Raw genomic sequence first — 18,636 nt, 5'->3', positions numbered from 1 at the left:
GGTTCTAGGTCGTATTTCGCGCAAGATTCGACCCAGAACCCTGATCCAGCGCCGAAGGTGGCGAGCGGGATCCAGCGCCGAAGGCGGCGAGCGGGGTCCAGCGCCGAGGCGGCGGGGCTAGGCGGCGAGGGCGTCGACGAGGCGGCGGCAGGAGCCGGCGAGGTTCCACTCCTCGGCCAGGGCTAGCACCCGGTCGGCGTCGCGAGGCTCGCGGGGCAAGGTGAGGTCCACTGCCGGGAGCGGGACGTCGTCGGCCACGCGGACGACCTTCGGCGCGACGTCCAGGTAGGACGCGGCGTCGGCGATCTTGCGGCGTACGCCGGAGGCCATCTCGCCGACCGTTTCGAGGGCGGCGGCCCGGATGCCGGCGAGGTTGCCGTAGCGGTTGACGAGTGCCATCGCGGTCTTCTCGCCGACGCCCGGCACGCCGGGCAGCCCGTCGCTGGGGTCGCCGCGCAGGATCGCGAAGTCGACGTACGCCTCCGGCGGCACCCCGTATTTAGCGATGACGGCGGCGGAGTCGCAGTCTTCGAGTTTGGCCACTCCCCGGCCGACGTAGAGGAACCGGACGCCGCGCGCGTCGTCGACGAGCTGGAACAGGTCGCGGTCGCCGCTGACCACCTCGACCGGGGCCGCCTTGGTGCCCGACGCGGCGAGCGTGCCGAGGACGTCGTCGGCCTCATATCCCGGTACGCCGAAGGCCGCGATCCCGAACGCGTCGAGGACTTCCAGCAGCATGGGCACCTGGGGGGCGAGCGTGTCGGGGACCTCTTCGACGGAGACGCCCGGGGCGGGTTCGGCGACCACCCGGTGGGCCTTGTAGCTGGGCAGCAGCTCGACTCGCCAGGCGGGCCGCCAGTCGGCGTCGAGCGCGCACGCGATCCGGTCGGGTCTGCGCGTCCGCACCAGGGTGGCGAGCATGTCCAGGAAGCCCCGGACGGCGTTGACCGGCTGGCCGGACGCCGTCTTGGCGGACGACTCGGGAACCCCGAAGTACGCGCGGAAGTAGAGGCTGGGCGCATCGACGGCGAGCAAAGGAGCGGTCACGCGAACAGACTGCCACACAGATGTGACACCCACCGGGAAGCATGACGAGCCCTAACGACCGTTAAGCTATGTGCATGCCCAGCGTTGTGCTCCTGCCCCCCAGCCTCGACCCGTCCGCCGCCGAGCTGTCCCGCGATCTGCTCGACCTCGCTCGCGAGCTGGCCGACAAGGAACTGCGTCCGCGCGCCGACGACTACGAGGCGCGGGGCGAGTTCCCCCGCGAGATCATCCGGACCCTCGGCCGTAGCGGCTTCCTCGGCCTGCCCTACTCCAGCGGCTACGGCGGCGCGGATCAGCCTTACGAGGTCTACCTGCAGGTCCTGGAGATCCTGGCGAGCCGCTGGCTGGCCGTCGCGGAGGCGGTCAGCGTGCACACCCTGGCGTGCTACCCGCTGGCCATGTACGGGACCGAGGAGCAGAAGCGGCGCTGGCTGCCCGACATGCTCGGCGGCGAGCTGCTGGGGGCGTACTGCCTGTCCGAGCCGGCCGGCGGCTCCGACGCGGCCAACCTCACCACCACGGCCAGGCTGGACGGCGACGCGTACGTCGTGAACGGCACGAAGGCGTGGATCACCCACGCGGGCGTCGCGGACGCGTACAACATCTTCTGCCGGACGGGCGGGCCCGGCGCCAAGGGGATCTCCTGCCTGTTCGCGGACGCCGCGACCGCGGGCATCGAGCCGCAGCCGCGCGAGCGGACGATGGGCCTGAAGGCGTCGCCGGTCGCGCAGATCGTGCTCGACGGCGCGCGAGTGCCCGCGGAGCGGCTGCTCGGCGGCGAGGGTGACGGTTTCACGATCGCCATGGGCGCGCTGGACAGCGGCCGCCTGGGCATCGCCGCGTGCGCGGTCGGGCTCGCCCAGGGCGCGCTCGACTACGCCGTCGGGTACGCCAAGGAGCGCAAGCAGTTCGGCCAGCGGATCATCGACTTCCAGGGGCTCGGCTTCCTCGTCGCCGACGCGGCCACCCAGCTCGCCGCGGCCCGGGCGCTGACGCTGCACGCCGCCCGGTTGAAGGACGCCGGGCAGCCGTACTCGCTGGAGGCGGCCCAGGCCAAGCTGTTCGCGACCGACGTGGCGATGAAGGTGACGACCGACGCCGTGCAGGTCCTCGGCGGCGCGGGCTACGTCGCCGACCACCCGGTCGAGCGGTATATGCGGGAGGCCAAGGTGCTGCAGATCGTCGAGGGCACCAACCAGATCCAGCGGATGGTGATCGCGCGGCACCTCGCCCGCTGACGCTCGCCCCGTTGAAGCATGATCATTGCGTCAGCCATGCTGTTTAATCGGGCATTTCACCGCCGGAAACAGCATGGCTGGCGCAATGATCATGCCTAGGATCAGCAGTATGCGCGCAGCCGTCATCCATGCCCCGAAGGACATCCGGATCGAGGAGGTCCCCGATCCGGAGCTGGTCGAGGCGACCGACGTGATCGTCCGGGTCACCCACGCCTGCATCTGCGGGAGCGACCTGTGGGCGTACCAGGGGGTGGCGAGCCGGCAGCCGGGGCAGCGGATCGGGCACGAGTTCGTCGGGATCGTCGAGGCGGCGGGCACGGCGGTGCGGACGCTGAAAGCCGGGCAGGCGGTCGTGGCGCCGTTCGTGTGGTCCGACGGGACGTGCGAGTTCTGCCGGGCGGGGCTGCAGACGAGCTGCCCCGAGGGTGGCTTCTGGGGCCAGGTCGGGTCGGACGGCGGTCAGGGTGAGGCGGTCCGCGTACCGTTCGCCGACGGCACTCTCGTGCCGCTGCCGGCCGGATTGTCGGACGCCGAGCTGGTCAAGGTGCTGGCGCTGTCGGACGTCATGTCGACGGGGCATCACGCTGCGCTGAGTGCCCGGGTCACACCGGGCGGCACGGTGGCGGTCGTCGGCGACGGCGCGGTCGGGCTCTGCGGCGTACTGGCCGCACGGCGGCTCGGCGCTGAACGCATCATCGCGCTGGGACGGCACGAGGTGCGTACGGCGATCGCCCGCGAGTTCGGCGCGACCGACGTGGTGGCCGAACGCGGCGCGGACGCGGTCGCGGCGGTTCAGGAGCTGACCGGTGGCTGGGGCGCGCACGCCGTCATCGAGGCGGTCGGGACCGAGGAGTCGATGCGGACGGCGATCCGCGTCGCCCGGCCGGGCGGCTACGTCGGCTACGTGGGCGTTCCGCACGGGGGTTCCGGCGGCGTCGACATCCACACCATGTTCGACAACAACGTCGGGTTGTGCGGCGGGGTCGCCCCGGCTCGGGCGTACATTCCGGAGCTGCTGGCGGACGTGCTTGGCGGAAACCTGGACCCGTCGCCGGTCTTCGACGTCGGCGTCGACCTGGCGGGCGTGCCCGGCGGCTACGCGGCGATGTCCGACCGGACCGCGCTGAAGGTCCTGGTGCGGCCATGAGCATCCGGAGGATGATCATCAGCCGGCACAGTGGCCATGTGATCGACGCCCGAAGGGTGGCGAGCGCGTGAGTGATCTGGGCGCTGGCGCGGTGACCGGGCGTACCACTATCGTGACCGCCGTGGAGGAGACTGACCGGGCCATTGTCGCCGCGCTGACCGCGGACGGCCGCATGTCCTACACGGACCTGGCCGAGAAGGTGGGGCTGTCGGTCTCCGCGGTGCACCAGCGGGTGCGCCGGCTCGAGCAGCGCGGCATCATCACCGGCTACGCGGCCAAGGTCGACTACGAGGCCATCGGGCTGCCGCTCACCGCGCTCGTCGCGATCCGCCCGTTCGATCCGGCTCAGCCGGACGACGCGCCGGAGCGGCTCGCGCATCTCACCCAGATCGACTCCTGCTGGTCCGTGGCGGGCGAGGACTTCTATCTCCTGCTGGTACGCGTAGGGTCGCCCGCTGAGCTGGAGAAGCTGCTGGCGGAGATCCGGTCGGCGGCCAACGTCATCACGCGGACGACGGTCGTGCTGTCGACGCCGTTCGAGCAGCGCCCGCCCGCGGTCGCCTGATCACCTTCCCCGCCGCGTCGCTCACGCTGCCGTTCGCTTTGCGCTGCCGTTCGCTTTGCGCTGCCGTTCGCTTTGCGCTGGATCAGGGATCTCGGTCGAATCTTGGCGCAAGATTCGACCCGGAACCCTGATCCGGCCGGGTGCTGGTTCAGCTTGAGTAACTGAATGAGCTACTTGCATCCTGGAAGTTGCAGGGCGCCGGGAACCACGATGGGGACGTGACCATCGTCGTCCCGGAGCTTCACGTTCCGGTCGAGCTGCGGTTGAGCCCGTACGCCGACCGAGCGGACGAGGCGTGCCGTGCCTTCCTCCGTGACCACGCGCTGGCGCGCGGACCCGCCGCCGAGGACTACGTCCGGCGTACGCGGTTCGGGGCGCTCGTCGCGGGGATGTATCCGGACGCGACCGCCCCAGAGTTGGCGCGGGTCGCGGAGTGGATGGGCGTGTGGTCCATCGTGGACGATCAACTGGAACGGATCGGTCCCCGTGAGCCCGCCCCGGCGGTGTCCCGGCTCTGCACAGCGATCGTCTCCTGGTTGGACGATCCCGGCAGCGGCCCGCTGGGCCGGGCGCTGCACCAGACCTGGCAGCGGATCGCCGCGACCGCCTCGGAGTCGTGGCAGCGGCGGTTCCGGACGGAGTTCCACCGCCATCTCGACGGCTGCGAATGGGAGGCAGCTCAGGTACGCGCGGGCGGCGTACCCCGGCTGCGGGACTATCTGCGGTGGCGGCCGCTGTTCTTCGGCGCCCACGTGGCCCTGGCCCTCGGGGAGTACGCCGAGAACCGTGAACTGCCACCGGCGGCGGTCGGTGATCCGCTGCTGGATCGGGTGGTGACCATCGGCGTCGAACTGATGATCATCTCCAACGACCTGCTCTCCGCCGACATCGAGGCCGAGCAGGGCAGCCGGGTGAACCTGGTCGCCATCGTCGCCGACGAGCAGGGCTGCTCGCCGCAGCAGAGCGCGTACCGGCTCGCCGAAGGCTACGAGCGGCGGCTGGCCGCGTACCGGGTGGCGTACGAGGATCTGCGGACGCACTGCGAAGAGCTCGATCCGGCCGCCGGCGCCGCCGTCCTGGCGTACGCCCGTGCGCCGCTGATCTGGACCCGGGGGCAGATCGCGTGGTCGACCGGCAATCCGCGGTACTCCGCCGACCGGGCGGCCTTCTACGCGGCCATCCCCGATCACCTTGCGGAGGTTGTGGCCCGGCTGGGGTGAAAATCGGGCCGCGTGGGTAGTGGCCTGGAATGCTGACCGCGGGAGATGCCGTCGAAAACCGCTATCGGCTGGTGCGAAAGCTCGCCTCCGGGGGCATGTCGGACGTCTGGGTCGCGACCGACGAGGTCCTGGCCCGTCAAGTCGCCGTGAAGGTGATCGTGCCCCGGCTGCTCGCCCAGCCCGGATTCGGGGAGCGCTTCGCCGCCGAGGCGCGTACGCTCGCCGCCCTGCACCATCCGGGCATCGTGGCCGTCTACGACTACGGCGAGGCCGACACCCCGGACGGGCGGATCGCGTACCTCGTCATGGAGCTGGTTCCGGGGCAGCCGCTGAGCCATCGGCTCGACGGCGGGCGGGCGCTCGACCCGGCCGAGACGATGCGGATCGTGGCCCAGGCGGCCGAGGCGTTGGAGGCGGCGCACCGGGCGGGTGTGGTGCATCGCGACGTGAAGCCGGCCAACCTCCTGCTCACGGAGGAGGGCGACGTCGTGGTGGTCGACTTCGGCGTGGCCAGCTCGGCCGGCTCGGCGGAGCTGACCCAGCCCGGCACCGTGCTCGGGACGGCCGCGTACATGGCTCCGGAGCAGGCCACCCGTAAGCCGCTCACCGGTGCCGCCGACGTGTACGCGCTCGGCGCGGTGGCGTACCACTGCCTGACCGGGCATCTGCCGTTCAGCGGTCCGGACGCCGTGTCGGTGGCCTTGAGCCAGGTACGCGACCAGCCGCCGCCGCTGCCCGAGGCGATCCCCGTCTCCGTGCGTCAGGTCGTCGAGCGGGCGATGGAGAAGGACCCGGCCGCCCGGTACGCGACCGCGGCGGAGCTGGCGGCAGCGGCCCAGGCGGCCCGCAAACCGGGTGCGGGGCTGTCCACGACGGCGACCATGCCCGCCGCCACCGCCACGGTCGCCGCGCGGGCCGCGGTGCCGACGTACGAGGCGGCCTACGATCCGGTCGGCGATCCGGCCGGGCCGCCGAAGAGCCGCAAGGGCTGGGCGTTGACTGCCGGTGGCATCGCCGCGGTCGCCGTGGCGGCGCTGGCGCTCGCGGCCGGCCAGTTGGGCGACGACCCGCCCGGTACGCCGTCCCCGACGACCTATCCGACGGCGAACACGCACACCAGTGTGGGTGGCAGCGCACCGGCTCGGGCCAGCAGCGTCACGCGGGTGACCACGGGCGCCGGGCAGACCACCACGGCGCCCCGGACGACCGCGGCGAGCCCGTCGGCGCCGCCCACCAGCGCCGCCCCGCCCAGTCCGACCAGCGCACCGACGACCCAGCCCGCCACCCGGCCGACGACGGCGGCCTCCCCGGCGGCAGCCACTCCGGCGGCGTCGGAGGCCCCATGACCGGTCCCGCTACGCTCAGGCGGTGGCGACGCTCTACGTGACGGACCTGGACGGCACCCTGCTGACCCCCGAGTCGGCGGTCAGCCCGACCTCGGTGAAGATCATCAATGAGCTGATCGGTCAGGGGCTGCAGTTCACCGTGGCCACCGCCCGGTCGCCGTACACGGCGCTGCCGGTCCTGAGCGAGCTGGACCTGCGGCTGCCGATGGCCTTCATCAACGGCGTGTTCATCTACGATCCCGTGAGCGGGACGGAGCTGGCCCGCAACCTGATCCGGCCCGCGACCGCCGTGACCGCCGTCGACGTCCTGCTCCGGCACGGACTGCGGCCGCTGGTCTTCACCATCGACGCCGACGGTCACCACCGCATCCACCACCTGGGCGGGCAGAACGCCAGCGAGCAGCACTTCATCGCGGTCCGGCTGGCCCGGGGCGATCAGCGGTTCAAGCTGGTCACCGAGTTCGAGCAGGCGCTGTCGGAGGAGATCCTGACGGTCATCGCGATCGACACGCCCGACCGGATCGATCCGGTCCTTGCCGAGCTGCCCGAAGACCTGTACGCCCATCTCGGCCCGGACCGGGGCGTGCCCGGGTACGCCTGGCTGGAGCTGTGCCACCCGCTGGCCAACAAGGCGGACGCCGTCCGCTTCATCCGCGACCACGTCGCGGCGACCCGGCTGGTGTGTTTCGGGGACAACGCCAACGACCTGCCGATGTTCGCGATCGCGGACGAGAGCTACGCGGTCGCGAACGCCACCGAGGCGGCGCTGGCGGCGGCCGGAGGCACCGTCGGCCCGAACGACGCGGACGGGGTCGCACGCCATCTCCAGGGCTTATTCGAGGCGGCGGAGGCCGATCTGGCCTAGCGTAAGGGCATGGACAGGCACAAAGTGGTCGTCGTCGGCGGGGGATTCGGCGGCCTGTTCGCCGCCAAGGCCCTGCGTCGCGCGCCCGTGGACGTCACCCTGATCAACGGAACCGCGCATCACCTGTTCCAGCCGCTGCTCTACCAGGTCGCCACCGGCATCCTGTCCGAAGGTGAGATCGCCCCACCGCTACGCGAGGTGCTGCGGCGTCAGCGCAACACCCGGGTGCTCATGGGCCACGTGACCGAGGTGGACGTCGAGCACCGCCAGGTGAAGGTGGTCGCCCCCGGCACCGAGTACACCGTCGACTACGACTCCCTCATCGTGGCGGCCGGCGCCACCCAGTCCTACTTCGGCAACGACCAGTACAGCAAGTACGCGCCTGGCATGAAGAGCATCGACGACGCGCTGGAGCTGCGCGGGCGCATCTTCGGGGCGTACGAGCTGGCCGAGCTCGAGACCGATCCGCAGGCGATCGAACGGTGGCTGACCTTCGTCGTCGTCGGCGCCGGTCCGACCGGGGTCGAGATGGCCGGGCAGATCGCCGAACTGGCCCACCGGACCCTGCGCGGCGAGTTCCGCCACATCGACCCGAGGAAATCGAAGATCATCCTGGTCGACGCCATCGGCGCGGTGCTGCAGACCTTCGGCGACCACCTCTCCGGGCGCGCCCAGCGGCGGCTCGAGAAGATCGGCGTCGACGTGCAGCTCAACACCAAGGTCGTCGGGGTCGATCAGACCGGCATCGAAGTCGAGACGCCCGAAGGCCGCCGCCGCATCGAATCGATGACTAAGATCTGGGCGGCCGGAGTCTCCGCGCCCGCCCTGTCACGACAACTGGCCGAGGCGGCCGGCGGCGCGACCGACCGGGCCGGGCGCATCCTCGTCAACCCGGACTGCACAGTGGCCGGTCATCCGGAGATCTTCGCCATCGGCGACATGATGTCGCTGGACAAGCTGCCCGGGGTCGCCCAGGTCGCGATCCAGAGCGGCAAGTACGCCGCCAAGCAGATCATCCGCCGGGTCAAGGGTCAGTCACCCGGCAAACCCTTCCACTACCGCGACAAGGGCAGCCTCGCGACGATCTCCCGGTTCTCCGCCGTCGCCAGCATCGGGCACCTGCGCTTCAGCGGATTCGTCGGCTGGGTCCTGTGGTTGGTCGTGCACCTGATCTACCTGGTCGGCTTCAAGAACCGCTTGATCACCTTGGTGCACTGGGCGATTAGCTTCGTCGGACGCAAGCGTTCCGAGCGAGTGTCGAGTATCCAGCAGGTCTTCGCCCGCCGAGCCATGTCCGAGTACGGTAATCCGGTCTACGCGCGATTTGGAAAGTCGTCCGATCACGGCTCGGATGACGTTTGAGACCGTGAAAGTGGGTATGGGGCGGCGCATGTCGACGGATGTCGCGCAGATCGGCACGCCGGCCGAGTTCGTGGCGGCCCTCCGTGCCCTGCGGGAGCGGGCGCAGCTCAGCTATCGCGAGCTGGAGGAGAAGGCCACAGCGCTGGGGGAGCGGCTACCGCGGGCCACGATCGCGAACGCGTTGTCCCGCGGGCACCTGCCCGGCGAGGAGATCATCGCCTCGTTCGTGCGCGCCTGCGGCGAGGACGCCCTGGCGGTCGAACGCTGGCTGGCCACGCATCGCCGCCTCGCCCAGGCCGACCTCTCGCACGCGGTCGAGCGGTGGGTGCACTCCCGCTGGCAGGTGCGGGCCGACAAGCCCCGGCCCGACCTCGCCAGCGCCGTCGAGAACTGGCTCGTGACGCGCTGGCGCAAGACCACACCCAAGGCCACCACCATCGGGTACGCCGAGGGCCGGCTGGCCGAAGCCGCCGCCCGGGCGCAAGGCGGACGCTGGCGGGGGTTGCACCGCCGGTCCAAGCGCGGCCGCCCCGACCGCGACTAGGCGGTCACCGTCGTTCTTTCCGCGCGATCATGAACTAACGGTCGTGATCGACTTCGCGGGCCAGTGTCAGACAGCGGTGGCGGGTTCCGGCGTACGCAGGAGATCCCGGATCTGCCGAGCCGCGTCCCGGCCGGCTCGATTGGCGCCGACCGTGCTCGCCGAAGGCCCGTAGCCGACCAGGTGCAGCCGCGGTTCGGCGAGCACCCGCGTACCGTCCATCCGGATGCCGCCGCCCGGCTCACGCAGCTTCAACGGCGCGAGGTGATCCAGGGCGGCCCGGAATCCGGTGCACCACAGGATCACATCCGCTTCCGCCGACGTGCCGTCGGCCCACTCGACCCCGTACGCGGTGATCCGGGTGAACATCGGCAACCGGTGCAACGCACCCTTCGCCAGCGCTGCGCGTACCACTGTGGTGTAACCGAGCCCGGTGACGCTGACGACGCTCTGCGGCGGCAGACCGGCGCGGACCCGCGCGTCGACCTCGGCCACGACGGCGCGGCCGGTGTCCGGCGTGAACTCGCCCTCGTGGAAGACCGGTGGGCGGCGAGTGACCCAGATGGTCTGCGCGGCGACTCCGGCCAGATCGGACAGCGCGTGGACGGCGGAGTTGCCGCCGCCGACCACGACGACGCGGCGTCCCGCGAACTCCTCCGGACCCCGATAGTCGGCGTAGTGCAGCTGACGGCCCTGGAAGCCGGCCGCGCCGGGGTAGTACGGCCAGTGCGGGCGGGTCCAGGTGCCGGTCGCGTTGACCACCGCACGGGCCGCCCACTCGCCGGCGCCGTCGGAGACGACGAGGCGGTCCGCATCCCGGCGAACGGACTGCACCGTGACCGGGCGGACGACCGGAAGCTCCATCCGGTGCTCGTACGCGGCGAAATAGTCGCTCACCGCGTCGGCGGCGGGATCGGAGCCGCGGTGATCGGCGGCGTCGAACCGGAAGCCGGGCAGATCGAAGATCCCGTGCACCTCGGCCATGCTCAACGTCGGCGACCGATGCCGCCAGGCCCCGCCGGGCGTGGCGTTGGCGTCGAGGACCACGAAGTCGAGGCCGAAATGGCGCAGGAAGTACGCGCTGGACAGCCCGGCCTGCCCGGCCCCGATGACGACCGTGTCGATCTCCACGCCCGTATAACCGCCTCGCCTCATGCCCCCATCCCGCCCTGTGACCGCCCTCTCTCCACCGGCCCCGCTTTCCGCGCGCCCCTTTCCCCGCGCCCCTTTCCCCGCGCCCCTTTCCCCGCGATCATGAACTTTCGGTCGTGATCGACCGGCGGTCGTGTCCCCAGCGCCCTGATCGATCCCCGCCGGGCCTGATCGACTACGCGAGTCGTTGTCGGACCCCGCCGGCAGGATCGAGTCGTTGTCGGACCCCGCTGGCAGGATGCGGCGCATGGAGATGCTCTCGCGGCAGGCCGCGTCCGACGCCGTCCACGACCTCGGCTGGCGGTTTCAGCTGCGTACGCTGCGGGCGTCGATTCCGGCGGCGTCGTTGGCCGAGGCGGTCGCGCTGGCCCAGACCGTCGTCCACGCGGCGGGGACGGACGCCGACGAGCACCTCTGGCTCGACGTACGCCGTGATCAGGTGCTGCTCGCCGTGCAGTCACAAAGCACGCAGTGGGTCACCGAGGTCGACGTCGAACTGGCCCGGCGCATCACCGCCGCCGTCGGCGGGCGTACGCGTCCGGGGGTGCGCCAAGTCCTCGAATACGCCATCGACGCCCTGGACATCGACGCGGTCCGCCCGTTCTGGCAGGCGCTGCTGGCGTACGCCCAAGACGAGGACGGATCGCTGAGCGACCCCGACCGGCAGAGCCCACCGATATGGTTCCAGCAGATGGACGCGCCGCGCCCGCAACGAAACCGCATCCACCTCGACGTCACCGTGCCGCATGACGTGGCCCCGGCCCGGATGGCGGCCGCGGTCGCCGCGGGCGGCCGGCTCGTCTACGACGCGGAGGCGCCCGCTTTCTGGGTGCTCGCCGACCCCGAGGGCAACGAAGCCTGCGTCACGACCTGGCAGGGCCGCGACTGACAAGGTGATCAGGCGTTCCACGTCACCAGGGTCGGCGCCTCCCGCTCGAAGCCCAGGACGCTCAGCGTCGCCGTCTCCAGCTTGAACTTCTCCCCGTCCTGCGGTGGCAGCCCGAGCCAGCGCGCCGTCAGCACCCGCAACTGGTGACCGTGACCGACCAGGCAGACGTCCGCGCCGGCCAGAATCGGGCGTACGCGGTTGAGGATCCGGTCGGCGCGCGCGCCGACCTGTGCCGCCGTCTCGCCGCCCGGAGTCGTGCCCGTCCACACCGTCCAGGTGGGGTCGTGTTCGCGGATCTGGGGGGTGGTCTTGCCCTCGTATTCCCCGTAGTTCCACTCGACCAGGTCGTCGTCGATGTCGAGCGGGCCGATCCCGGCCAGCTCGGCGGTTTTCTGCGCGCGTTTCCGGGGACTGCAGAGCACGAGCGCGAAGGACCGCCCGGCCAGCCGTGCGCCGAGCGCGCGCGCCCGGCGTTCGCCCTCCGGGGTGAGGTCGAGGTCGGTGACGGACGTGTGGCGGCCGTTCGCGGACCATTCGGTCTGTCCGTGCCGCACGAGGACGATCTCCCGCATACCTTCCATCAAACCGTGTTTGGGCGTGTCATGCGTCTGACCTGAAACGAATAGTCTCCTAGGACGGCTTACGAGACGTTGAGCGGGTGACCTTGTGGCGAAGACCGCTTATCGTGGCCAGATGGACGCGACTCCGGAGCAGGTCGCGCGCCGTCTCGGGACGTCGCGGCGACGGGTCGTGTCCGCCGCGCGCCGCCTGGGGGTGGGCCGCCTCGACGCGAGCGGCTGGCTGTTCTCCCTGGAGGACGAGGAGGCGCTGCGGGCTGAGCTGGGCGTCGACGCGGGCGGTCCGCTGCCGCGCTCGCAGATGCGCGTCCTGGCGGAGTTGTCGCTGCGTCCGCGGGGGTTGGTGTCCGCGCGCGCGGTCGCGGAGGCGTGCGGCTTGGCTCCGGCCACCGCCAGCGCCGCGGTGAAGGCGCTGCTCGCGGCCGGTTTCATCGTGGTACGCGACGGAGCCATGCACGCGGATGTGCTGCACCCGCGATGGCTGGAGTTGCGGCCGTTGCTCCGGGAGGTTCGCCCACCCGAGTCGCGGGGAATGCAAGCGGCATGATTTCGCGTGGCGTGGACGTGGCATGACGGAGCGGTTGCCGCATTGGTTGCGGGGTGTGCTGACGCTGGAGGCGGCGTATCGGTGGCGTGCGCTCGCGACCGAGGGCAGCGACTTGGTGATCTCCGGCGGGACGGCGTTGGCGGTGCAACTGCGGCATCGGGTGTGCGACGAGGTCGTGTGCGTGCCGGTGGGCAGTCTGTTGCGGGAGCCGGTGACGGTGGCCGGGATGGCTGTCGCGTCGGCCGACGACGTGCTCGTCCATCTGCTGTGGACGGAGTCGGCCGAGCGGCTGGCCGATCTGCGGCAGGTGGAGCTGCGGACGCCGTTGCAGGTGGAGGAGGGGTTGATCCTGCTCGCCCACGTACGCCCGGAGCTGAGCACCGAGCGCGTGATCTCGGACTTGTCGGAGGCGGCGGCGGGGTTGTCCGGTGAGGTGGGGGACTACTGGGCCGAGCGGCTGCCGGAGGTGGCGGCGTCGATGGCCGTACGCGGTTTCGTCCGCCGGGTGGTGGTGCCCCGGCAGCGTGGCCCGGTGCATCGGCCGGCGTTGACCTTGGGCAGTTCGGGGCAGGTGTGGGTGGAGCCGCATGAGCGGGACGGCCAGCCGGTGGCCGGGTATTGGCGTCGTCGCTGACCTGCGATGGGCCTGGTGCGCGCTGTGGCAGCATGGGCGCGTGGCGACGACGGTCTTCGGTGAAGTGGCAGCGCAGTATGACGACATTCGGCCGGGATATCCGGTGGAGATGGCCGACGCGTTGGCGGCCTATCTAGGTGGTACGCCGGAGCTGGTCGCGGAGATCGGCGCGGGGACCGGCAAGGGCACCGAGTTGTTCAGCCGGTTGGGTGCGCCGATGCTGTGCGTCGAGCCGGATCCGCGGATGGCCGAGCATCTGCGGGCCAAGTTCCCGCAGGCTGAGGTGGTCAGCGCGGATTTCGAGAGCTGGGCGCCGCCGGTGCCGGTGCCGGTGCTGGCGGGCACGCTGGTCTGGCATCTGCTCGATCCGGCGACCCGCTGCGGCCGGGCTCATGGCCTGCTCCAGGCGGACGGCGTGATCGCGCTGATCGGCCGGAAGCACGCGTACGTGGATCCGGCCGAGCAGGCGGCGTTGGACGCGGTGTTCGCCGCCGACGGGAAGTCCTATCCGGATCGGCGTCCGGAGTGGATCGTCGACGACTTCGCGGCCAGCGGCTTGTTCCGGGATGTTGAGCTGCGCCGGTTCGACTCGGAACTGCCGCTGGCGACGGAGCGCTATCTGCGGTTGGTGGAGACGTTCTCGCCGTTCCGGCTGCGCACGCCCGAGCGGCAGCAGAGCCTGCTGGCGGAGTTGCGCGCGGCCGTGGACGGCATCGGTGGAGTCGTTCATCTGCGTCTGGAGACGACGCTGAACCTGGGGCGTCGCGCGCGCTGAGGTTCGGCGGACGGCCCGTCGGCCGGCGGTCGTAGGCATTGTCGTGCGGCGATGCGTTACCGGTACATACAGGTATTGCCAAAGAGAAATCCATGAAGGAGACTCCCAGTCAGCTCCCACCCGGAGTTGTGTTGAGAGGAGTCCGCCATGGATCGCCGCCGCTCTCGTGTCCTCGCGGGATTCCTCCTGACCGCAGTGATGCTGCTGGTCACCGCCACTCCGCAGCCTGCGACGATCTTCGGCCCGGTGGATCTGAAGGTGAGCTGGTTGTGGTCGTGGTTGACCGCGCCGTCCGCCTTCGCCGACGGCCATCCGGTCGGTCCGGCGCAGGAGAGTGGGTCGGCGGCCGGGAAGGGTCACTACGTCGGGTACGCCGACACGAAGGCGTCCGGTGGGGCGGGCCGGGCTCCGGACAAGACGCCCGCCGAACGGCAGGACGGCAAGGTCCAGCGCCTGACCACACCGGGCATTCAGGGGTACGCACCCGGCCGCAGTACGCGGAGGGCCGAGGACTCGACTGCGGGCTCGGATCTGTTCGCGAATCCGGACGGCAGCTATACGCGCGAGGTGTCTCAGAGCACGGTCAACTACCAGGACGGCAAGGGCGCCTGGCAGAAGATCGACGCCCGCCTGACGGCGGGTGGGGATCGGCTGGGGCAGCGGGCGAACCGGTTGGGTTTGCAGTTTGCGAAGCGGGCTGACGACCGGCAGATCGTCTCGGCGTCGTTCGACGGTCTCGGGTTCGGTTATTCGCTGCTGGGTGCGGCTGCGGTTCCGGCGCAGGCCGGGGCGTACGCGGTGACCTATCCCGGCGTGTTTCCGGGCACGGATCTGGTGCTGGAGTCGCGGGAGAGCGGGGTCAAGGAGTCGATCGTCCTGCGGGAGCGGGGCAGCATGACCGAGTGGGTGTTTCCGCTGCGGTTGAGCGGGCTTACGCCGGCGCTGGACGACAGCGGCGGTGTGGTGCTCGCCGACGAGAAGGGGACGGTCAAGGGCCGTATTCCGCCGGGTCTGATGCACGATTCGAGGTTCGATCGGGCGACCGGTGAGTTCACGACCTCGAACGCCGTGCGCTACGAACTCGTCCAGGCCGACGGCGCCGTGGCGCTGAAGGTCACCGCGGACACGAAGTGGCTCGACGATCCGGCCCGCGTCTACCCGGTGACGATCGACCCGACGGCCGACTTGACCGTGGACGGCGACACCTACGTGTACTACGGGAACGACATCGACCACTCTGCTGACGACGACATCGCCGTCGGCACCTGGGACGCCGGCGGCCACCGTGGCAAAGGTCTGCTGACCTCGACCGACTTCGCCGCCACCTTCGCCGGGCTGCGGATCACGTCGGCCAGCCTCAAGCTGTTCCTCACGTGGCAGGGCAGCTGCTCGGCGCAGCCGTTCACGGTGCATCCGATCACCGAGCCGTGGTCGTTCAGCACGGTCCGGTACGGCAGCGTGAGCTACACCGGCCCGGCCTTCGGCTCGCAGATCGGCACCGCGACCCCGACGAACTACTCGGAGGCGTGTGCCAACACGGCGGGCAACCGGGCTGTGGGTTCGTGGGTGACGGTGCCGTTGACCAAGGCGACCCTCGACGGCTGGCTGAACGGGACGTTGACCAACAATGGTCTGGGCCTCTCCGCCTCGCAGACCGAGACGACGGACTTCAAGCGGTTCACGTCGCGGAACGGGCCGTCCGGGGCGGTGTGTGACGGGCACACGTGTGCGCCGTATCTGTCGGTGACCTACACCCCGAACATCGCTCCGCAGATCGACTCGCAGTACCCGCCGCGGGACTATCAGGCGACCACGCTGACGCCGGAGCTGCTGGCCAAGGGCCACGACCCGGATGTGTGGCCGAAGGCGGCGGTTCAGTACAACTACAAGGTCAACGACGCGTCGGGTGCGCTGGTGGCCACCTCGGGCTGGACGTCGTCGTCGAGCTGGACGGTGCCGGACGGCAAGTTGCAGTGGTCGAAGACGTACTACTGGTGGGTCGTGTCGTACGACGGCTGGGCGACGAGTCCGGATCCGTTGAACGTGGCGTACTACTTCCCGTTGTCGACGCCGCCGCCGCAGCCGCTGGTGACGTCCGGGCTGTCGCAGGACGGCGGCGGTCGCGGGTTCGAGCCCAGTGCGGGCAATTACACGACGGAGGCGATGGACGCCCAGGTGGCCACGGTCGGTCCGGCGCTGGCGGTGCAGCGGTCGTACAACAGCCGGGATCCGCGTACCGGGCTGGCGTTCGGGGCCGGTTGGTCCACAGTGGTGGATGCGAGCGTCACCGAGCGGTACGCCGTGGCGAATGCGAAGACGGCGGTGATCACGTATCCCACCGGCGTCGAGGTCGCGTTCGGGCGTAACGCCGACGGCAGCTTCAACCCGCCGTCCGGTCGCTATTCGGTGTTCACCGCGGTCACCGGCGGCTATTCGCTGGTGGACAAGGACGGCACGACGTATCTGTTCACCCGGCAGGTCGCGGGCACGGCCGGTATCGACGCGGTCTATGCGATCACGGCGATCAACGACGCGGCCGGGCGGACGCTGACGTTGGCGTACAACGCGTCGGGTCAGGTGGAGACGATCACGTCGGCTTCCGGGCGGGCGCTGCATCTGACGTGGTCGACGCCCGCGGGGGCGAGCAAGGCGCACGTCGCCACGGTGTTCACCGACCCGGCCACCGCCGGGGACGCCAGCACCGTTGCCACCTGGTCGTACGCGTACAGCGGCGACCAGCTGACGAAGGTGTGCCCGCCGACCGACGCCACGCACTGCACGACCTACGAGTACGGCACCGGATCGCAGTACCCGACGGCATTGCTGGATGCGGGTCCGCACTCTTACTGGCGACTGTCCGAGCCGGCCGGCGCGGTGAAGGCGACCAGCGACGTCCTCGACAACGCCGGGACGGATGCGGCGACCTATGCGAACGCCGCCTTGGGTCAGGCCGGCCCGCTGCCCGGATCCTCAGCCACGGCCGCCGGGTTCAACGGGACCTCGTCGTATGTGGAGGTGCCCGGCAAGCTCGTGACGGCGGCCAGCTATCAGTCTTTGAGCATGTGGTTCAAGACGACCACGCCGGATGCCGTGCTGTTCAGCTATCAGAAGGACGCGATCACCGGCGGGACGACGGACGGCAACTACACCCCCGCGATCTACATCGGCAGCAGCGGCAAGTTGCGGGCGGCGTTCTGGGTCAATGACGTCGGGGCGGGCATCGTGTCGGCCAACCCGGTGACCGACGGAGCTTGGCATCATCTGGTGCTGGCGGCGGCGGGAAACACGCAGACGCTCTACCTCGACGGGCAGGTCGTCGGCTCCCGCAGCGGGCTGATCACGCTGGTGGACGCGTACAGCGCTACGCATGAGTACGTTGGGGCGGGCTTCCTCGGCGGCGCCTGGCCGGATCAGTCGCACCAGTCGAGCACGTCGAGTCAGGGGTACGCGAACTACTTCACCGGATCGATCTCCGACGTGGCGCTGTTCGACCGGACGCTGACCGCCGCCGATGTGGCGAGCCTGCGCGGCGCGGCCTCGGTGGCCGCGCACCCGTTGACGAAGATCGTCCGCCCGTCGGGTGCGACGGCGGCTCAGATCACCTACGACCCGGTCAGCGGCATCGTGACGCAGGTGATCGACGAACACAACGGCACCTGGAAGATCAGCTCGTCGACGGTGTCGGGCTCGTCGAACATTTACGCGGCGTCGGTGCTGTCCGGCGGCCCGGCCGACTACCTGCGGATGAACGAGACCGGCGTCTCCGAGGCGGTGAACGAGGTCGGTGGCGGGGTCGGCACCTACAACACGGTGACGCTCGGCTCCGCCGGCCCGTTCGCCGACGCGACGGCGGCCAAGTTCAACGGCACCTCCTCATACGTGGAGCTACCGGCCGCGGAGATTCCGACAACGGGCCCGAACTCCATCTCGATGTGGTTCAGCATGCCCTCGGGCTCCACGGCGGGCGGCGTGCTCTACGCGTACCAGGGGATGCCCTTGAGTGATCTGACCGGCAGTTGGTGGACGCCGGCGCTGTATGTCGGCGTGGACGGCAAGCTGCGCGGGGGACTCTGGACCGGGACCGCGACCACCCGGATCACGAGCGCGGCCTCGGTGGCCGACGGCAAGTGGCACCACGTCGTGCTCGCCGCGGGCGTCAACACGCAGAGCCTGTACCTGGACGGCGCGGTGGTGGGGACGCTGAACGCCCCAGTCGTCACGACCGGCGCGGCGTACGCCTATGTGGGTGCGGGCCGATGGGAGGGCAACTGGCCGTCGCACAGCACTGCGAGTGTCGGCTACTTCCCTGGGTCGATCGGCGAGTTCGCGTTCTACAAGACGCAGCTGACCGCGGCGCAGGTCGCCGATCAGGTGGCGGCGAGCAAGAACGCGTCGGCGGACGCGGCCGGGGCGGCGTTGGCGAAGAAGATCGTGGTGACCGATCCGCTGAACGCCACGACGACTTATCTGTACGACGTGAACAACGGCAACCGGCAGGTCGCGGAGATCTGGGCCGACGGTACGCAGCAGCGCCAGACCACCTACGGGTACAAGGACGGCTACCTGCGGACGGTCACCGACCCGAACGGCAACGTGACCACCAGCGAGCACGACGCCCGCGGTAACACGATCTCCGAGCAGACCTGCCAGGACCGGTCGGCCGGGAAGTGCTCCACGGTCTACTACACCTACTACTTGAACGCGGCGTCGCCGGGCGATCTGCGCAACGA

Annotated in this window: 16 protein-coding genes; 13 read left to right on the top strand and 3 right to left on the bottom strand. The window is 70.4% G+C overall.

Translation table 11 applies throughout. The features are described 5' to 3' along the window. Window positions 1-117 precede the first annotated feature (117 nt). The gene (locus AB0H43_RS14970; protein ID WP_359999899.1) at window positions 118-1,047 is read right to left on the bottom strand and encodes a 5'-3' exonuclease; all 930 of its coding nucleotides are present in this window, start codon (window positions 1,045-1,047) and stop codon (window positions 118-120) included. Window positions 1,048-1,121: 74 nt separating this feature from the next. On the opposite strand from AB0H43_RS14970, the gene AB0H43_RS14965 reads away from it, so the two are divergent. From AB0H43_RS14965 to AB0H43_RS14930, 8 genes are all read left to right on the top strand, one after another. Further along, the gene (locus tag AB0H43_RS14965; protein WP_359999898.1) at window positions 1,122-2,285 is read left to right on the top strand and encodes an acyl-CoA dehydrogenase family protein; all 1,164 of its coding nucleotides are present in this window, start codon (window positions 1,122-1,124) and stop codon (window positions 2,283-2,285) included. A 109-nt stretch (window positions 2,286-2,394) separates the two neighbouring features. Further along, window positions 2,395-3,432 carry a zinc-dependent alcohol dehydrogenase family protein gene (locus AB0H43_RS14960; RefSeq protein WP_359999897.1) on the top strand — a complete coding sequence of 346 codons (1,038 nt, stop codon included), beginning with the start codon at window positions 2,395-2,397 and terminating at the stop codon, window positions 3,430-3,432. A 121-nt stretch (window positions 3,433-3,553) separates the two neighbouring features. Further along, the gene (locus AB0H43_RS14955; RefSeq protein ID WP_359999896.1) at window positions 3,554-3,997 is read left to right on the top strand and encodes a winged helix-turn-helix transcriptional regulator; all 444 of its coding nucleotides are present in this window, start codon (window positions 3,554-3,556) and stop codon (window positions 3,995-3,997) included. A 218-nt stretch (window positions 3,998-4,215) separates the two neighbouring features. Beyond that, window positions 4,216-5,217 carry a terpene synthase family protein gene (locus tag AB0H43_RS14950; protein ID WP_359999895.1) on the top strand — a complete coding sequence of 334 codons (1,002 nt, stop codon included), beginning with the start codon at window positions 4,216-4,218 and terminating at the stop codon, window positions 5,215-5,217. A gap of 71 nt (window positions 5,218-5,288) precedes the next feature. Beyond that, window positions 5,289-6,563, top strand: coding sequence for a serine/threonine-protein kinase (locus AB0H43_RS14945; RefSeq protein WP_359999894.1), 1,275 nt, complete (start codon window positions 5,289-5,291; stop codon window positions 6,561-6,563). Window positions 6,564-6,585: 22 nt separating this feature from the next. Next, window positions 6,586-7,428 (top strand): HAD hydrolase family protein, encoded by an 843-nt coding sequence (locus tag AB0H43_RS14940; protein WP_359999893.1) that lies wholly within the window; start codon window positions 6,586-6,588, stop codon window positions 7,426-7,428. A gap of 9 nt (window positions 7,429-7,437) precedes the next feature. Further along, complete coding sequence (locus AB0H43_RS14935; protein WP_359999892.1) at window positions 7,438-8,790, top strand: NAD(P)/FAD-dependent oxidoreductase; 1,353 nt, start codon at window positions 7,438-7,440, stop codon at window positions 8,788-8,790. A 28-nt stretch (window positions 8,791-8,818) separates the two neighbouring features. Further along, a complete protein-coding gene (locus AB0H43_RS14930; protein WP_359999891.1) occupies window positions 8,819-9,334 on the top strand; it encodes a hypothetical protein in 516 nt (171 codons plus the stop codon). A gap of 66 nt (window positions 9,335-9,400) precedes the next feature. Here AB0H43_RS14930 and AB0H43_RS14925 read toward each other — a convergent pair whose 3' ends face one another. Continuing rightward, a complete protein-coding gene (locus tag AB0H43_RS14925) occupies window positions 9,401-10,486 on the bottom strand; it encodes an NAD(P)-binding domain-containing protein (RefSeq protein WP_359999890.1) in 1,086 nt (361 codons plus the stop codon). 244 nt (window positions 10,487-10,730) lie between these two features. On the opposite strand from AB0H43_RS14925, the gene AB0H43_RS14920 reads away from it, so the two are divergent. Further along, a complete protein-coding gene (locus AB0H43_RS14920) occupies window positions 10,731-11,372 on the top strand; it encodes a VOC family protein (protein WP_359999889.1) in 642 nt (213 codons plus the stop codon). 8 nt (window positions 11,373-11,380) lie between these two features. On the opposite strand, the gene AB0H43_RS14915 is transcribed toward AB0H43_RS14920, so the two are convergent. Next, entirely contained in the window at window positions 11,381-11,944 is a 564-nt protein-coding gene (locus AB0H43_RS14915; protein ID WP_359999888.1) for a histidine phosphatase family protein, read from the bottom strand. 121 nt (window positions 11,945-12,065) lie between these two features. On the opposite strand from AB0H43_RS14915, the gene AB0H43_RS14910 reads away from it, so the two are divergent. The 4 genes from AB0H43_RS14910 to AB0H43_RS14895 all read left to right on the top strand — a co-directional run. Continuing rightward, window positions 12,066-12,497 carry a winged helix-turn-helix domain-containing protein gene (locus AB0H43_RS14910; RefSeq protein WP_359999887.1) on the top strand — a complete coding sequence of 144 codons (432 nt, stop codon included), beginning with the start codon at window positions 12,066-12,068 and terminating at the stop codon, window positions 12,495-12,497. Window positions 12,498-12,519: 22 nt separating this feature from the next. Next, on the top strand, window positions 12,520-13,131 hold the full coding sequence (locus tag AB0H43_RS14905) for a hypothetical protein (RefSeq protein ID WP_359999886.1): 612 nt from the start codon (window positions 12,520-12,522) through the stop codon (window positions 13,129-13,131). A 40-nt stretch (window positions 13,132-13,171) separates the two neighbouring features. Continuing rightward, complete coding sequence (locus tag AB0H43_RS14900) at window positions 13,172-13,906, top strand: methyltransferase domain-containing protein (RefSeq protein ID WP_359999885.1); 735 nt, start codon at window positions 13,172-13,174, stop codon at window positions 13,904-13,906. 147 nt (window positions 13,907-14,053) lie between these two features. Then, on the top strand, window positions 14,054-18,636 hold a 4,583-nt coding region (locus tag AB0H43_RS14895), incomplete at its 3' end, for a LamG-like jellyroll fold domain-containing protein (RefSeq protein ID WP_359999884.1).

Origin of the sequence: Hamadaea sp. NPDC050747 (genome assembly GCF_040654195.1) — a bacterium.
Classification (GTDB): Bacteria; Actinomycetota; Actinomycetes; order Mycobacteriales; family Micromonosporaceae; genus Hamadaea.
This window is presented reverse-complemented; position numbering and strand designations above follow the sequence as displayed.

What these genes read in the sequence shown, in the direction of transcription:
- AB0H43_RS14965 (WP_359999898.1), top strand. Translation starts at nt 1,122, where the DNA reads ATGCCCAGCGTTGTGCTCCTGCCCCCCAGCCTCGACCCGTCCGCCGCC.
- AB0H43_RS14960 (WP_359999897.1), top strand. Translation starts at nt 2,395, where the DNA reads ATGCGCGCAGCCGTCATCCATGCCCCGAAGGACATCCGGATCGAGGAG.
- AB0H43_RS14935 (WP_359999892.1), top strand. Translation starts at nt 7,438, where the DNA reads ATGGACAGGCACAAAGTGGTCGTCGTCGGCGGGGGATTCGGCGGCCTG.
- AB0H43_RS14930 (WP_359999891.1), top strand. Translation starts at nt 8,819, where the DNA reads ATGTCGACGGATGTCGCGCAGATCGGCACGCCGGCCGAGTTCGTGGCG.
- AB0H43_RS14925 (WP_359999890.1), bottom strand. Translation starts at nt 10,486, where the DNA reads ATGAGGCGAGGCGGTTATACGGGCGTGGAGATCGACACGGTCGTCATC.
- AB0H43_RS14920 (WP_359999889.1), top strand. Translation starts at nt 10,731, where the DNA reads ATGGAGATGCTCTCGCGGCAGGCCGCGTCCGACGCCGTCCACGACCTC.
- AB0H43_RS14915 (WP_359999888.1), bottom strand. Translation starts at nt 11,944, where the DNA reads ATGCGGGAGATCGTCCTCGTGCGGCACGGACAGACCGAATGGTCCGCG.
- AB0H43_RS14910 (WP_359999887.1), top strand. Translation starts at nt 12,066, where the DNA reads ATGGACGCGACTCCGGAGCAGGTCGCGCGCCGTCTCGGGACGTCGCGG.
- AB0H43_RS14905 (WP_359999886.1), top strand. Translation starts at nt 12,520, where the DNA reads ATGACGGAGCGGTTGCCGCATTGGTTGCGGGGTGTGCTGACGCTGGAG.